The organism is Bradyrhizobium sp. AUGA SZCCT0105, from assembly GCF_018129565.1.
GTDB lineage: Bacteria > Pseudomonadota > Alphaproteobacteria > Rhizobiales > Xanthobacteraceae > Bradyrhizobium.
The window spans coordinates 1,252,962-1,269,356 of the sequence record NZ_JAFCMK010000001.1 but is presented as its reverse complement, the minus strand read 5'-3'; the positions used below and the strand labels follow the sequence as shown (position 1 = coordinate 1,269,356).

General features: G+C 65.2%; 12 protein-coding genes. 6 read left to right on the top strand and 6 right to left on the bottom strand.

Features of this window, described 5'->3' with window-relative positions:
• Positions 1-44 precede the first annotated feature (44 nt).
• From JQ573_RS05845 to JQ573_RS05825, 5 genes are all read right to left on the bottom strand, one after another.
• Complete coding sequence (locus tag JQ573_RS05845; protein WP_312011397.1) at positions 45-1,589, bottom strand: L,D-transpeptidase; 1,545 nt, start codon at positions 1,587-1,589, stop codon at positions 45-47.
• 245 nt (positions 1,590-1,834) lie between these two features.
• On the bottom strand, positions 1,835-3,031 hold the full coding sequence (locus JQ573_RS05840; RefSeq protein ID WP_249131231.1) for an MFS transporter: 1,197 nt from the start codon (positions 3,029-3,031) through the stop codon (positions 1,835-1,837).
• A gap of 130 nt (positions 3,032-3,161) precedes the next feature.
• Entirely contained in the window at positions 3,162-3,677 is a 516-nt protein-coding gene (locus JQ573_RS05835) for a PRC-barrel domain-containing protein (protein WP_249131230.1), read from the bottom strand.
• Positions 3,678-3,722: 45 nt separating this feature from the next.
• On the bottom strand, positions 3,723-5,924 hold the full coding sequence (locus tag JQ573_RS05830; RefSeq protein ID WP_212311308.1) for an amylo-alpha-1,6-glucosidase: 2,202 nt from the start codon (positions 5,922-5,924) through the stop codon (positions 3,723-3,725).
• 108 nt (positions 5,925-6,032) lie between these two features.
• Positions 6,033-7,796 (bottom strand): ABC transporter ATP-binding protein, encoded by a 1,764-nt coding sequence (locus JQ573_RS05825; RefSeq protein ID WP_212311309.1) that lies wholly within the window; start codon positions 7,794-7,796, stop codon positions 6,033-6,035.
• Between the two features lie 310 nt (positions 7,797-8,106).
• Here JQ573_RS05825 and JQ573_RS05820 point away from each other — a divergent pair, with 310 nt between their 5' ends.
• The 6 genes from JQ573_RS05820 (at position 8,107) to JQ573_RS05795 (ending at position 14,062) form a co-directional block, all read left to right on the top strand.
• On the top strand, positions 8,107-9,174 hold the full coding sequence (locus tag JQ573_RS05820; protein WP_212311310.1) for a glycosyltransferase family 4 protein: 1,068 nt from the start codon (positions 8,107-8,109) through the stop codon (positions 9,172-9,174).
• Positions 9,175-9,478: 304 nt separating this feature from the next.
• Positions 9,479-10,732, top strand: a complete 1,254-nt coding sequence (locus JQ573_RS05815; RefSeq protein WP_212311311.1) for an ABC transporter substrate-binding protein — start codon at positions 9,479-9,481, stop codon at positions 10,730-10,732.
• A gap of 28 nt (positions 10,733-10,760) precedes the next feature.
• Positions 10,761-11,618, top strand: a complete 858-nt coding sequence (locus tag JQ573_RS05810; RefSeq protein WP_249131229.1) for a branched-chain amino acid ABC transporter permease — start codon at positions 10,761-10,763, stop codon at positions 11,616-11,618.
• Entirely contained in the window at positions 11,618-12,604 is a 987-nt protein-coding gene (locus JQ573_RS05805) for a branched-chain amino acid ABC transporter permease (RefSeq protein WP_212311312.1), read from the top strand. Before JQ573_RS05810 ends, JQ573_RS05805 begins: the two co-directional genes overlap by 1 nt.
• An 11-nt stretch (positions 12,605-12,615) precedes the next feature.
• Positions 12,616-13,365, top strand: coding sequence for an ABC transporter ATP-binding protein (locus tag JQ573_RS05800; RefSeq protein WP_212311313.1), 750 nt, complete (start codon positions 12,616-12,618; stop codon positions 13,363-13,365).
• Complete coding sequence (locus JQ573_RS05795) at positions 13,358-14,062, top strand: ABC transporter ATP-binding protein (protein WP_212311314.1); 705 nt, start codon at positions 13,358-13,360, stop codon at positions 14,060-14,062. Before JQ573_RS05800 ends, JQ573_RS05795 begins: the two co-directional genes overlap by 8 nt.
• Before the next feature lie 353 nt (positions 14,063-14,415).
• On the opposite strand, the gene JQ573_RS05790 is transcribed toward JQ573_RS05795, so the two are convergent.
• The gene (locus JQ573_RS05790) at positions 14,416-16,359 is read right to left on the bottom strand and encodes an alkyl/aryl-sulfatase (RefSeq protein WP_212311315.1); all 1,944 of its coding nucleotides are present in this window, start codon (positions 16,357-16,359) and stop codon (positions 14,416-14,418) included.
• Positions 16,360-16,395: the final 36 nt, after the last annotated feature.

Sequence of the window (16,395 nt, the reverse complement as noted above, 5' to 3'; positions counted from 1 at the left end):
CGCCGTCCAACGCTCACAGTGCTGTCTGATCCCGCGGCAGCGCCCTACCAGTCCTGTTGCGATTGCCAGTAATACTGGCCGCCGCGCCGGCGCGGATTGGCGGATTGAGGATTGCCATAATACGGGGAGCCGTACTGGGTCGGCGCCTGAGGATTGCCGTATTGGGGATAGCCGTATTGGGTGCCGGACTGGGGATTCCAGCTGCGCTGAGAGAAGAAGCCGAAACCGTCCCCGTCCCCGCTCGCAACCATGTCGTCGGTTTCCATCGGCCTGGTCGGCTTGCGTGTGATGAAACCGCCCTGGGGCTGGTTGCTCAGCACGGCAACGAACTCGGTGCGGTAGTTGGTCTCGGCGCTCAGCGGCTCGTCCGAGATGATGATCGACGAGCGCGGCACGGCGGTCGGCGCGATGCGATCCAGCACATCCTGCGGGATGGTGACGCGGTCGAGCGCGTCCTTGGCGTTGTCGCCGTCGTCGATCGTCACCTCGGTCCAGCGCAGGCCGGTGTCGTTGCGCGCCATCGCCGTGAAGATATGCGTGCCGATCGGCTGATCCGGATCGCGAATGGTAACGGGAACCTCGATGCTTGAATCGAACACCTCGCCACCGTCAGCCCATGGCTTATGGGTGTTGCGCCGGACGTAAAGTTTCTGCGTCGCGCGGCTGATGTAGACAGAGACCGGCTCGAGCGCGAGCTTCGCTTCGGTCGCCGCCTTCTGGGTGTCGGCCTTCTTGGTCTCGGCCGCCTTGGCCGCCTCCTTCGCCGCGGCAGCGGCGTCGAGCTTCGGCTTGGCGTCGCCCTGGGCCGCCTCGAACTGCGTCGTCGCTTCGGCGGCCCTGGCGGCGGCCTTCTGCTTCAGATCCTCGGCGCGCGCCTTGGCCTGGTCGGTCTTGGCATTGGCGAGCGTTTTGTCGGCGAACGCGAGCTCGGCGTCGGCACGGGTCTTGGCCTTTTCCAGCTTGCGCAATGATGCCGGCGTGAACAGTGCAGCTTCCTTGGTCGCGGCCACGGAAGCCTTCTTGGCCTCGTCGGCCAGCTTGGCGGCATCCGCAGCTTCGCGGGACAGCGTCTCGGCACGCGCCGGAGCAGCCGCGATGGCCTGGGCGTTCGGCACGAACAGCGCCGGATGGGTGAAATTCTCCGGCGCCGGATCGTTCGGCGCGATGATCACCCGCATCCCGATTCGCGTCCTGTCGAACAGCTTCTCGGCAAAGTCATAGGGCATCCGCACGCAGCCGTGCGAGGCCGCATAGCCGGGCAGCGGGCCGCCATGCAGCGCGATGCCGTTCCAGGTGATGCGCTGCATGTTCGGCATCCAGGCATCGTCATAAAGCGTCGAGTGGTGGTCCTTGTCCTTCTCGATCAGCGCAAAGACCCCGGCCGGCGTCTCGCGTCCCTTGACGCCGCTCGACACCGGCGCGCGGTAGATCCAGCCGTCGGCGTCGTAGAAAGTCACCTTCTGGGCCTTGATCGACACGATCGCCATGATCGGCTCGCCCGCGGCGCGCGGCGCGGTCGCCTCGACCGTTGCCGCAGGGCGCTGCTGCTTTGCAGCGACGCCGCCGGTCAGTGACGCAAGTGTGACTATCGCCGCGAAAGTCACAAAGGCGGGAGGTCCCCAACGCCGCATCGCTCGGGTGATTTGCGCCGTCGTCGTTCGATTTACCATGCGATTCCTCGGTCGAAATGCCTGCCCGCGCTGCGTCGATCCCTATCAGATCACGATTTTGGATTGATTAATCCACGGGACTATCGGCTCGTTCCGCCAGCAAATCACTCATATATGACGGCGCATGCATGAGGAAGGGTGCCGGGGCGCCAAACCTGCCTGCATCATGCCGTCCGCCGCGTCTCCGGCATCACCAGCCAGATCACGAACAGCCCCAGCGAGGCGACGCCGGCCAGGCCCATGAAGGCGGTGCTGCTGCCGAGCTTGTCGCTGACATAGCCGGCGAGCACCGTGCTGAGCGACGCGCCGATGCCGACCGCGGTTCCGACAATGCCCTGCGCCAGGTTGAAATGGCCGCTGCCGAACGCCACGTCGGCCACGATCAGCGGCACCATTACGCTGAAGATTGCCGCGGTGATGCCGTCGAAGACCTGCACCATGACCAGCAGATAGGGATCCCGCACCGTTGCGAACAACAGGCCGCGGATCGCCAGCGAGGCGAATGCAAGCAACAGCAGCGGCCGCCGCCCCCAAGCCTGGGCCTTGCGGCCGACCGACGGCGAGCACAGCGCGACGATCGCCTGCGGCACGATGATGCAGGCGGCGATCAGGACCGGCGCCCACTGGCTCGACCGTGTCGTGACGACGCCCGCCATCAGCGGCAGCATCGCGGCATTGGCGAGCTGGAACAGCATCATCGCGCCGGCAAAGATCAAGAGCGACCGCCGTCGCACCAGACCGACGATACTGGTCGCTCGTTTGTCGGGAACCTCACGCTTCACCTCGCCATGGGCCTGCGCGATATCGATCTCGCGCTCGCGGATCCGCGCCAGCGACAGCAACGTCGGGATCGCAAGGATGAAGGTCACGAGGAACACCGAGCGGCTCGACAAGAAATAGCCGCAGGCGCCCATCAGCGCCGCGGCCGAGCCGCTGCCGAGCGACGCGAAGCGCGCATTGCGGCCGAGCCGCTCGCCGATCGCCAACGGCCCGACCAGGCCGAGGCTGATCGCGGCGATCGCCGGACCCAGCACACAGCTTGCGAGCGCGTGCAGTGTCGCGGCGAGCGTCACCACCGGAAAGATCGGCCAGAGCGCGTAGGCCAGCGCGGCGGCGCCGATGGCGGCCACCGCCCAGCCCGCGACGACCCGCTCCGAGCGTGCCGCATCGACGATCGCGCCGCCGGGCACCTGGCCCAGCAGGCCGATAATGCCGCCGATCGAGAGCACGAAGCCGATCTCGACCTGGGTCCATTTCTGCGTCGTCAGGTAGACCGCGATGAACGGGCCGAAGCCGGTTTGCACGTCGGCCAGGAAGAAGATGAACCAGTCGAGCCCGCGCTGGCTTTCGCGCGACGGCATGCGCGGTTCATCGGGACTGGGCTGACCGGGAACAAGCGGCACAATATTGGTGTCGCCGGCTGATCGCCCGCCACGATCGTCGCCAACCGTCTCGAAAGCAGAGTCCGGGCGCGCGACCAGCTTTAGCCCCCTAATGTTCGTAATCCCATGGATGAAGACTGCCGGCCGCGCCAAGCACGATCAGCGGCGTATCTTCCTTGTATTCGGGCGCAGCGCTCACCTGCTGCTTGTTGAGGTCCAGCGTGATGCTGTCGCTCTTGCTGGAAACGCCGGCGAAGCGCAGTGCGTTCCAATCGACCACGATCTTGCGGCTGCCGACGCCGAGAAAGCCGCCGAAATCGATCACGGCGGCGCGGACTTTGCCGTCGCGGTCGACGATGACGTCGACAATGCGGCCCATATCCTCATTGGCGGAACTGCGCACGTCGCGCCCGAGAATGCCGTGCGCATCGCGCGCACCGATCACGGTCACCGAAGGCGGCGGCGACGGCTCCTTGGAGGGTTCCTTGGCCTGCTCCTTCGGTGCAGCGGCTGCTGGCGGCGCCGGTGTTGCCGGCGGCGTCTTGCCTTCGTCGTCGGCGGCGCGGACACCCGCGCATGTCAGCAGGACCGCTCCAACCAGCATCACCATGATCCTCGGACGCATATACCTCTCCCCACGATTTCGCGCGCGCGTGCCGTGCGACGACGATCAATGCGTCAGCACGATCGACACCTGGATCTGGCCGCGCGTGCGCAACACTTCGAGTGACACCTCGCCGTCGTGTCGCCGCAGCCGCAAATCGACGCTGGACGCGCCGAGCCGGAGGTCGCGCAGCACCACGTCGTTGAGGAATTCCGGCAGCCGCGGATCGCGCAAGCGTATCTCGCCGCGCGTGGTGTCGAACTCCAGCCCGAGTGCGGCCTCCAGCAGCGTGAACGGCGTCGCGCTCGCCCAGGCCTGCGGTACGCAGGCCACCGGATAAAGCACCGGGCCGCGGCGGCGCTCGCGGCGGAAGCCGCAGAACAGCTCGGGCAGCCGCCGCAGCTCCATATAGCTCGCGGCGTCGAACAGGCCCTTGAACAGATGGGCGACCGAATGCTTCAGGCCGTAGCGGGCAAATCCGAGTGCGATCAGCGCATTGTCATGCGGCCAGATCGAGCCGTCATGATAGGACATCGGGTTGTAGCGCGCCTCGCCCACGGCGACGGTGCGGATGCCCCAGCCCGAGAAGAATCTCTGGCTCATCAGGTCGGCGGCAACCCGCCGCGCGCGGTCTTCGCGCACCATGCCGGAAAACAAGGTCTGTCCGGCATTCGACGTGCGCACCTTGCACGGCCGCTTGGCGCCGTCGAGCGCGAGCGCATAGGTGCCGAGCTCCTCGCACCAGAACGCCGCCTCGAACCGCTCGCGCAGCCGCTCGGCCTCGGCATCAAGCCTAGCGGCTTGGTCCGCGAAGCCGAGCTTACGCGCCGCCCGCGCGGCAAGCTGCTTGCCCGCGAACACGTAGCCCTGCACTTCCGCCAGCGCGATATTGCCCTCGGCAAGCGAGCCGTCGGCGTGGAAGATGGCGTCGAAGGAATCCTTCCAGCCCTGGTTCCGCAGCCCCTCCTCGGTGGCGCGCTGATACTCGACGAATCCATCGCGGTCGGGATCGCCCGGACCGTCGATCCATTGCAAGCCGGCCTCGACCGCCGGCCACAGCTCGCGCAACGTCTCCAAATCGCCGGTGCGCTCCAGATAGAGCCCGGCGAGCAGCACGAACAGCGGGGTCGAATCGACGCTGCCGTAGTAATGCGCGAACGGCACCTCGCGCAGCGCGGCCATCTCGCCACCGCGCATCTCGTGCAGGATCTTGCCCGGCGCGGCATCGGACAAGGGATCGACCACTTTGGCCTGGAACAGCGCGAGCCGCTTCAACACGCCCTTGGCGATCCGCGGATCGACCCACAGCATCTGCAGCGCGGTGATCAGCCCGTCCCGGCCGAACGTCGTCGAATACCAGGGAATGCCGGCATACGGATAGCGTCCCTGCGGCGTCTCCGTCATCAGCATGTTGAGGTCGGCCATCGCCTGGCACAGCACCTCATTGAAGATGTTGTTCGAGGTCTCGATGCTGGCCGCACCGGCCGTCGAGCTCCGCATCTCCCGACGATGCGCCAGGAGCCCGCGGAAGAACGGCACCGGCTTGTGCATGATCGGCTTGTTGCAGGACACCGCGACGAACAGCGACGTCACATGCCCCGGCTCGAGGTCGAAATGATAGGTCGCAGTGTTGACCGACAGCCGGGTCGGCCGCGGATCGAAATGCAGCGCGGTGATCCGCGTCTGCTCGTCGAGGCCGCAATATTCCAGCACAACGTCGGTCGGGCCGAGCAGCTTGCTCGAGCCGATGCCACGCCGCGGCCGCCGCTCGCCGCGCACCTCGAACAGGTCGGCAAAATCATTGTCGAACAGCAGCGTCAGATCGAAGCTCGCGATGTGTTCGCCGTGGTTCTGCAGGCCGATCCGCTGATAGGCGGTGCCGCGCCACAGGAAGATCGAGCGCACGATGTGCAGCGTATCCTTCTGCAGGGTCAGACGGCCGTCGCGATAGACGTCGGAATTGGTGAGATCGACCGTCAGCGCCGAATTGTCGTCGCGCATGTTGGAGCCGAGCAGGAGCGGCTGCACGTCCTCAAGCACCATTTCCAGCCGCGCGAGGTAGCGCGTATCGGCGTTGAACAAGCCGTCCGGCCCGCCGGCCGAGGCGCCGATATCGCCATGGCTGTCGAGCACGATGAAGGTGTCGTCATGCTTGAGCGAGCGCCGCGGCCGCGCCGCGGGCCCGGTCATCGGAATGTAGAACGGCGATTCGGCGACGTGCTCAGTGATGCGAGCAGTGATGATCTGCGTAACGACGTCAGCTGCCATCTGAACCTCTGGCGACTTTGCTTGGCCCGACTCTTGACCTGACTCTTGGCTCGTATCCTGGCTCGAACGAACCCACCGGAACGCAAGACCGCGCTTGATGACGCGGGGTCAGGCCGCGCTGGTGGAGAGGCGGCCCATCTCGCGCGCGACCAGGTCGCGGTACGGACCCCGTCCCTTCACGAGGATGTCGGGCGGACCGTCCTCGACGATCCGGCCGCCCTGCAGCACGAGCACGCGGTCGAAGCTACGCAGCGTCGCGAGGCGGTGCGCGATCGCCACCACCGTACGCCCGCGCATCAGCCGCGACAACGCCTCGCGGATCGCCTCCTCGGAGTCGGCGTCGAGCGCCGCGGTGGCCTCGTCGAGCAGCAGGATCGGCGCGTCCTTCAGGAAGGCGCGCGCGATCGCGATCCGCTGGCGCTGGCCGCCGGAGACCTTGACGCCGCGGTCGCCGACGATGGTGTTCATGCCCTCCGGCAAGCTCTCGATGAAGTCGCAGCGCGCGGCGATCGCCGCCCGCCGCACCTCGTCGTCGGTGGCATCCGGCCGGCCGTAACGGATGTTCTCCAGGATCGACCGGTGGAACAGCGAGATGTCCTGCGGCACGACCGAGATCGCCGCGCGCAGGCTCAGCTGGGTGACGCGCGAGATGTCCTGGCCGTCGACCGTGATGTTGCCCTGCTCGACGTCGTAGAAGCGCTGCAGAAGGGTAAACAGTGTTGACTTGCCGCCGCCGGATTGGCCAACCAGGCCGACCCGCTGTCCGGGTTGGATGCGCAGGCTGAAACGCTCGAACACCTGCAAACCGCCGGGATAGCGGAACGAGACATTGTTGAAGGCGATCGCCGCGCCGCTCTTCACCAGTACCTCGGCTTCGGGATGGTCCTTCAGCTCATGCGGCTGCAACAGCGTCGCCAGCGCCTCGGTAAGCCGGGCGACATGCTGGGTGACGTCGACCAGCGCAACGGCGAGATCGCGGGTGGCGCTGAGGATCGAGATGCCGAGCGTGCAGACCAGCACGACGTCGCCGGTGGTCGCTGCGCCCTGCTGCCAGAGATTGAGAGCCCAGGCCAGCATCGCGATCGTCAGAATGACGGTCACGGCAGCGTGAACGAGGCGAAGCTTTTCGAGATAGCGCAGGGAACGGCCGCGCGCCACAAGTTCCCGATTGACGGTCGCATCGAAGCGGTCGTGCTCATAGCCGAGGCCACAGAACGCGCGCACCAGCGGCAGGTTGTTGATGACGTCGACCATTTCGCCGTCCACCGCCGCCGCCCTGTTGGCGAAATCGTCATGCAGCGGTCTGCCGGCGGCCGCCATGCGGAACATGGCTACCACCATGGTTCCCGCAATCAGGATCAGCACTGCTGACATTGTCACGCTGACGGTTCCAACCAGGGTGATCGCCGCCACGGTCGCGATGCAAGGCGGCAACACGTTCCATACGAACATGTTCTGGACGGTGTAGACCGCGTTCGACGTCGCCGTGATCCGGCTGGTCAGCATGCCCGGCAGCCGGTCCGTGAAGTAGCTCGGCGCGTGGCCGGTGAGATGTCGGAACATGTCGCGGCGAAGGTCGCCGCTGACGCTGACGAAGGTATAGCTCGCGGTCCAGCTCGCGATCCGCCACAAAAAATTGTCGGCTGCGATCAGCGACATGAGCAGAGCGAATGCCAGCCATACGCCATTCGCGGCCGACGGCCCTGCCGACAACGCATCGACCAGATTCTTCACGCCGTATTGCGTGCCTACCGAGCAGGCAACCGCCGCGACGACGGCCGACAAAATCACAACATGCGACGGAAGCCGCCGGCGCAGATAGCGCAGCACAAAGGGGAACGGGCGATGCGCGTATCCTGACAGATGGTCCATGACGTCCTGCAAAAGCTGTTGAAGGTGAACGAGAAAATTTTAGTCGAAGCTCTCGTGCACGATGACGTGAAGGGCGGCGTTGGGATTCCTTGATGCAGCCATCACTGCACGGCATTTTTGCAACGCTGGCGTCGGCAAAAACGTGTTGGAGCGAGATGGCATCAGCAAGACCACAGTGTGATGGAAGAAAGAAGCGGCAGATCTCCCCCACCTAAGGAACCTCGCACGTGCGAGAACGTTCCCGTCATTGGCATGTCGCTGCCATCAGAGGGCTGAGGGCCATCCACACCACAAAACAGGAGACGGAGAAATGCGCATCGCGCAGGTTGCCCCGCTGACGGAGGCTGTTCCCCCCAAGCTCTACGGCGGCACCGAACGGGTCGTGCACTGGCTGACCGAAGAACTTGTAACACTTGGACATGACGTGACGTTGTTCGCCAGCGGCGACTCACAGACCTCCGCGAAGCTCGATGCGACCTGGCCGAAGGCACTGCGGCTCGACGGTTCCGTCCGCGACCCCAATGCGCTGCACATGGTGATGCTGGAGCGCGTCCGGCAGAAAGCCGACGACGACGAGTTCGACTTCCTGCATTTCCATCTCGACTACTATCCGTGGTCGGCGTTCTCGCGGCAGCCGACGCCGTTCGTGACCACGCTGCACGGACGGCTCGACCTGCCGGAGCACCAGCCCGTCTTCAACACCTTCTCCAAGATCCCGGTGATCTCGATCTCCAATGCCCAGCGGCGGCCGGTACCGCAGGCGCACTGGGTGCGCACCATCCATCACGGCCTGCCGGAGAATTTGCTGACGCCGCAACCGACCAAGCAATCCTATCTCGCCGTGCTCGGGCGCATCGCGCCGGAGAAAGGCGTCGATCGCGCGATCAAGATCGCGACCCGCTGCGGCATTCCGCTGAAGATCGCAGCCAAGGTCGATCGCGCCGACCAGGAATATTACGACGAGTTGATCAAGCCGCTGATCACCAACAATCCGCTGATCGAGTTCATCGGCGAGATCAGCGACCGCGAGAAGCCGCATTTTCTCAGCGGCGCGATCGGGCTGCTGGTTCCAATCGACTGGCCCGAGCCGTTCGGCCTCGTGATGATCGAAGCGATGGCCTGCGGCACGCCCGTCATCGCCTATAACCGCGGCTCGGTGCCCGAGATCATCGAGGATGGCCTGACCGGCTTCATCGTCGAGGACGAGATCAGCGCGATCTCCTCGGTCGGCCGGCTTTCGACGCTCAACCGCGACGCCATCCGCAAGCAGTTCGAGACCCGCTTCACCGCGCGCCGGATGGCGCTCGACTATCTCGCCGCTTATCGCAGCCTGATGGAAGCCAAGCCGCGCTTCAAGCTGGTGTCGAGCGCGGAATAGCCGTTGCAGCGGCCGATCGAATGATCCGGCGGACCGGCCGGCACCCCTCTGTGCCGGTCGGTCGGTCATTCGATTGTCAATAATACCATCGCATCCGGCGGGAACTCTCATGCAGCGAAGCGGCTCACATGCGCGCGTCGCGCGATTGCTGCGACGCACCAGCCGCAACGCCTTTCCCCCGTGAACCCGGCCGATATCGCCTTTGCGATTGCCGAATTACGTGCTCTTATGCGCCCCGCTTGAGCAAAAAATAATAAGCGCGCGGGACGGAGCAACTGTGCCGCCGTCGCACAGGGGGAACGCCATGACAGGGGACCGCAAGCCGTCGGCCATTAATAATGCCGCGCCGACCAAGGCCTCACGGACAAAGCTGAACCGCCGCAAGTTCCTGGTCAAAACCGGCGGCGTGCTCGCGGCCGGCGCATTCGGCGCCGTCCCGCTGCGCGGCTGGGCCGCCGACCCGATCAATATCGGCGCGCTCTATCCGAGCACCGGCAGCATGGCGCAGATCGGCGTCGGCTGCGTCGCAGCAGCCAAGCTCGCGGTCGACATGGTCAACGAAGACGGCGGCATCAAGTCGCTCGGCGGCGCCAAGCTCAACCTCATCGTCTCCGACGTGCAGAGCGACACCACGGTGACACGCACCGAGACCGACCGGCTCATCACCGGCAACAAGCTGTCGGCGATCCATGGCTGCTACGCCAGCGCGCTGACCCTGATCGCAAGCGAAGTCTGCGAGCGCGCCAGGGTTCCGATCATCACCGGATCGAGCTCCGACCAGCTCAACAAGGGACGCACCTACACCTTCACGCCGTTCGCGCGCGCCTCGCAATTCGCCAAGGCGCAGTTGCAGATGGCCAAGCTCGTCAGCGACCAGGCCAAAGTCGCCGTCATCTTCGAGAACACCGCATTCGGCACCTCGACCTCGAACGGGCTGAAGGAGCTGGCGCCCGGCGAAGGCGTCGAGATCGTGATGTTCGAGCCCTACTCGGCCGGCTTCACCGATGCGAGCCCGCTGATCAACAAGGTCAAGGCCTCCGGCGCCAACACGCTGTTCTCGCTGTCCTATCTCAACGACCTCATCCTGATCGTGCGCACGGTGAAGCAGGTCGGGCTCAACATCGCGATCAATGGCGGCTCGGGCGGCTTCGTGATGCCGGACTTCTACAAGAATGTCGGCAAGGCCGCCGAAGGCCTGCAGGGCGTCGCGCACTGGAACCACGACGTCAACGACGATGCGCAGAAGGTCAACGCCGAGTTCAAGAAGCGCACCGGCGAGTTCGCGTTCGAATATGCCGGCGGCCTGGTCGCGCAGACCTTCATGCTGGCCGACGCGCTGGAGCGCGCCGCCTCCGCCGATCCGAAGAAGGTGCGCGAGGCACTCTCGACACTCGACGTCTCCTCGGGTTACGCGGCGATGGCCCCGGGCGGCAAGGTGAAGTTCGGCCCCGACGGCAAGAACGTCTATGGCCGTCCGGTCGGCGTGCAGTGGCAGAACGCCGATCTCGCCAGCATCTTCCCCAAGGAAGACGCCCGCGCCCCGCTGATGAAGACCTGAACCGCGGTCGCATCGCATGTGGGAGACATTGGCCCAGGCTGTCATCAACGGCCTGCTCATCGGCGGCATCTACGCGCTGGTCAGCATCGGCGTCACGCTGATCTTCGGCGTGGTCAAGATCGTCAACTTCGCCCAAGGCGAATTCGTGATGATCGGGATGTATATCTCGTTCTTCCTCGCCACTCAGTTCGGCATCGATCCGCTGGTCTCGCTGGTGGTCTCGATGCCGGTGCTGTTCCTCGCCGGCGTCCTGATCCAGCACTTCCTGATCCGCAGGGTGCTCGGGCCGAACGACATGCCGCAGATCTTCCTGACCTTTGCGCTGTCGCTATTGCTACTCAATCTCTCGCTGATGCTGTTCAGCGCCAATTACCGCACCGTCCATACCTCCTATTCGGATGAAGCGTGGCACATCGGCGGGCTGTACATTCCGGTGGCGAAACTGATCGCCTTCGCGGTCGCGATGGCGCTCAGCGGGCTGCTCTGGGTGTTCCTGCACACCACCGATCTCGGCCGCGCCATGCGCGCGGCGTCGCAGAACCGCGACGTCGCGATGCTGATGGGGATCAATCCCAACCGTGTGTTCGCGGTCGCGTTCGGCACTGCACTGGCGCTCGCTGGTGCCGCCGGCTCGCTCTTGATGCCGTTCTATTCGGCCTATCCATTCGTCGGCCAGGTGTTCGTGCTGATGGCGTTCGTCGCCGTCGTGATGGGCACGCTCGGCAATGTGATGGGCGCGCTGGTCGCGAGCCTGATGATGGGCGTGGCGGAATCGCTCGGTATCCAGTTCGTCGGCGCCGATTCAGGCCTGATCGTGGTGTTCGCGCTGCTGCTGTTGACACTTGCCTTCAGGCCGAGCGGGCTCGGCGCCAGGAGGGGCCGCTGATGCTGACCTCCGGCAACATGAAATGGCTGTGGCTCGCTATCGGGGCCGCCGTCATGCTCGTCCTGCCCCAGCTCGTCACCTCGTCTTTTGCGATCGACATCTTCATCCGCATCCTGCTGTTCTCCTTCATCGGCGTCGCCTGGAACCTGATGGGCGGCTATGCCAAGCAGCTGTCGCTCGGTCACGCAGCCTATTTCGGGCTCGGCGCCTACACCTCGACCATCATGCAGGTGAACTACGGCATCTCGCCCTGGATCGGGATGATCGCGGGCGGCGTGGTCGCGATGCTGGCGAGCCTGCCGATCGGCTGGCTCTGCTTCCGTCTGCGCGGCCCCTATTTCACCATCGCCACCATCGCGACCGCCCAGGTGCTGATGCTGATCTTCCTCAAGTTCCGCGACTTCGCCTGGGGCGCCGAAGGCACCACGATCCCGAACCTCGGCAGCGCGCCGCTGATGATGCAGTTCGAGGAGAAGTCGTCGTACTACTACGTCGTGCTTGGCCTGCTCGTGGTCGGCCTGTGGATCACACACCAAATCGAGAAATCCTGGATCGGCTACTACCTCGTTGCGATCGGCGAGGATGAGGATGCGGCCGAGGCGATCGGCGTCAACGCACCGAAGGTCAAGCGCGACATCTACATGATCAGCGCGTTCCTGACCGCGCTCGCTGGCACCTTCTACACCCAGTACATCTACTTCATCGATCCCGCGACCGCGTTCAGCTTCAGCGTCTCGATCGAGGCCGCGCTGGTCTCGATCGTCGGCGGCATCGGCACGTTGTGGGGCCCGGTGATCGGCACCGTGCTGCTGGAGACAACTTCCGCGCTGCTGCAAAGCTGGCTCGGCAGCTCGGTCGGCGGCATCCAGCTCACCGTCTACAGCCTGATCCTGATGGCGGTGATCCTGTGGCGGCCGACCGGGCTGATCGGATTTGCGACCGATATCTATCACCGCTATGTCCGGCGCAAGCCGGCGCGCGCCTGAGGGCCGTTGCGATGGCGGAAGCACTGGTCATCAAGGGTCTCAGCAAGCGCTTCGGCGGCCTGCGCGCGGTGCAGGACGTCAGCTTCACAGTGCAGGAGAACGAGACGGTCGCGCTGATCGGGCCGAACGGCGCCGGCAAGACCACGAGCTTTCATTTGATCACGGGATTTCATCGGCCGGACTTCGGATCGGTGCTCGCCTTCGGCCACGAAGTCGTGGGCTTACGGCCACACGACGTCTGCGCGCTCGGCCTCGCCCGCACCTTCCAGGTGGCGAAGCCGTTCGGCGCGATGACGGTGCTCGCCAATGTGATGACCGGCGCCTTCCTGCGTGACCGCCATGTCGCCGCCGCACGCAACAAGGCGCTTGAGGCGATCGAGTTCGTCGGCCTCGGCGCCAAGGAGCAGACGCCGGCCAAGGATCTCACCACCATCGACCAGCGCCGGCTGGAGATGGCCCGCGCGCTGGCGACCCAGCCACGGATCCTGCTGCTCGACGAGGTGATGGCCGGGCTCAACCCGGCCGAGATCGACCAGGCGGTGGCGCTGGTGAAGAAACTCTCGGCGCGCGGCCTGACAATCGTGATCGTCGAGCACGTGATGCGCGCGATCATGGCGGTGGCCCGTCACATCGTGGTGCTCGACCACGGCCAGAAGATCGCCGAGGGTACGCCAAAGGAGATAGTGGAGAATCCGGAAGTGATCCGCGCCTATCTCGGCTCCTACGTGCATCCGCCGGCGCAGGGAGACGCCCATGCTTGAGCTCTCCCGCGTCAGCGCCAGCTACGGCTCGGTCCCCGCCATCACCGACGTCAGCATCTCCATCGGCGAGGGCGAAGCCGTCGGCCTGCTGGGGGCCAACGGCGCTGGCAAGAGCACGACGCTGCGCGCCGTCTCCGGCCTCGTGAAACTGTTCGCCGGCAAGGTCACCTTCGACGGCGTCGACCTCGCGACGCTGCCGCCCTACCGCATCCCCGAGCTCGGCATCGCGCATGTCCCGGAAGGCCGCCAGGTGTTCCCGGAAATGACGGTACAGGAAAATCTTGAGATCGGCGCCTACACGCCGAAGGCCAAGGCGGATCGCGGGCGCACGATGGAGCTCGTCTACAGCATCTTCCCGCGGCTCGCCGACCGCAGGAAACAGCTCGCCGGCACCATGAGCGGCGGCGAGCAGCAGATGGTCGCGGTCGGCCGCGGGCTGATGCTGAAGCCCCGCCTGTTGATGCTGGACGAGCCTTCGCTGGGCCTTGCGCCTGTCATGACCGACGTCACCTTCGAGAAGATCGCCGAGATCCACAAGATGGGCACCGCGATCCTCTTGGTCGAGCAGAATGTCAGCCGCGCGCTGTCGCTGGTGCAGCGCGCCTATGTGCTGGAAAGCGGCAACGTGATCATGCAGGGAACAAGCGCTGAACTCGCCAACAACAAGCAGGTGCAGGCGGCGTATCTCGGGATTTGACAGGCCCAACTATCGAACCGTCATCCCCGCGCAAAGGCTTCGCCTTTTGTCGCTGGAGGTGCGAGCGGAGCGAGCCTCGAAGGATGAATCGGCCACCAGCCGGGCCGTCGACCCTTCGAGACGCGCTACGCGCTCCTCAGGGTGACGGTGGCGGAGTTGCTCGATCCCGCGACGGATGGATTGCTTCGTCGCTTTGCACCTCGCAATGACGTGGCCACATCTGAATGTCCCGTCATCCTGAGGTGTGAGCGGAGCGAGCCTCGAAGGATGCACGGCCACCAGCCGGGCCGTCGACCCTTCGAGACGCGCGTTCCGCGCTCCTCAGGGTGACGGTTGCAATTCTGCGCGCGGCACTACGTCACCACTGTCCGCTTCGGCTCGACGATCTCGAACATCCGCGGGAATTCGTCCATCAGCATCATCAATTCGCCGAGCCGCAGCGGCTCGCCTGATACCTTGACCTTGCCGGCGCCGACGGCGTCCGGGAACGTGGTCAGCTTGGCGATCACCTCGTCCAGCACGCTGCGCGCCAGCGTGAAGCTGGCGTGCGCATCGGCGGCCTGCGCGCCCTTGACGTAGGTCAGGGCCGAGTTCTCGAGGTTGAGCACGAAGCTCTCGCCCGTATCGGTAAAATTCCAGTTCAGCACGATGCGCTTGCCTTCGGCCTTGGGGCCGTTGAGGCGGACGCCGAGCACGTCCCAGAGCTGCTCGGTGCGGAGTGCAGCCAGCGTCTCGCGCGGCATCGGCGAGCGCGGCGGCGTCTTCGGCATGCCCTGCCGCAGCTCCTGGGCGCCGAACAGATAGGCGTTGCGCCAGGTCGAGCTCTCGGCGGCATAGCCGAGCTGCTCGAACGTGTCGGCCAGCAACGCGCGCGCCGCCTGATTATCAGGCTCGGCGAACACGAGGTGGCTGACCGCCTGCGCCACAAAACGGAATTCACCCTTGGCGAAATCGGCGGTGGCGCGTTTCAGGATCGCGTCGGCGCCGCCCATATACTCGACATACTTCTTGCCGGCATCGACCGGCGGCAAGGAATCGAGGTTGACCGGATTGGCGTCGTACCAGCCGAGATACTTCTGGTAGATCGCCTTCACATTGTGCCTGATGTGGCCGTAATAGCCGCGGCCGTGCCAGGCGCCTTCGAGGCTCGAGGGCAGCCGGATCGTCTCGGCAATCTCGGCCGCATTGAGGCCGTGGTTCATCAGCCGGATGGTCTGGTCATGCGCGTATTTATAGAGATCGCGCTGCTGGCGGATCATGGTGTCGATCCGCTCCCGCCCCCACACCGGCCAATGATGCTGGCCGCACATCGCCTCGGCCTTGCCGCCCCACATCTGCAACGCCTCGCCGAGATATTTCGACCAAGCCAGCGCATCGCGTACATCGGCGCCGCGGAACGGCAGCAGGTTGTGGAAGTTGTGCGTGCAGTTCTCCGCGAGGTTCAAGAGTTTGTAGCGCGGAATGAAGAAGTGCATCTCGGCCGGCGCTTCGCTGTTCGGCGCCATCTGGAATTCGAACTCGACGCCGTCGATCACGCGCTTGTCGCCGGTCGCGATGATCAGATCGGTCGGCCGCAGCAGCGCCACACCGCCCGCCGCCATTGTCTTGCCCAAGCCGCAATCGACCTGGCCGCGCACGCCCTTGGCAAGGAACGGTCCGAACTGGTATTGCGCGCGGCGCAGCATCGCCGGCCCTGCGATGATGTTCTCGGAGACCGCGTGCTCCATGAAGAAGTTCGGCGCGATGATCGGCACGCCGGCCGCCAGCATGGCGTCGTCGAGCACGCCGCGCGCGCCGCCCCAATGGTCGGTGTGGGTATGGGTGAAGATCAAGGCGGCGACCGGCCGCTTGCCGCGATGCTGGAAATACAGCTCCATCGCGGCGCGTGCGCCCTCGATCGAGGTCAGGGTGTCGACCACGATGACGCCCTTCTCGCCCTCGATCAGCGTCATGTTGGCGATGTCGAGCCCGCGCACCTGGTAGACGCCCGGCACCACCTCGAACAGGCCGTGATGCATGTTGAGCCGCGATTGCCGCCACAGGCTCGGATCGACGGTCGCAGGCGCCTTCTCGTCGGAGAGGAAGCCGTAAGGCTCGAGGCTCCAGACCACCCTGCCCTGGGCCGAGGTGACGCGCGCGTTCTCGATGGTGCCGAGGAAGCCGCGCGCGGCATCGTCGAAATCCCTGGTATCGGCGAACGGCAGCGCTTTCAGCGTTGCTTCATGCTGCGCGATGACCGGCGCGGATGCCGCCTTCGGAACTTCGTGCGACGTCTCACCTGCGGTTGTCTGGGTCATACTCAGGCACTCCCTCATCTGGCAGAAAATCAGTCC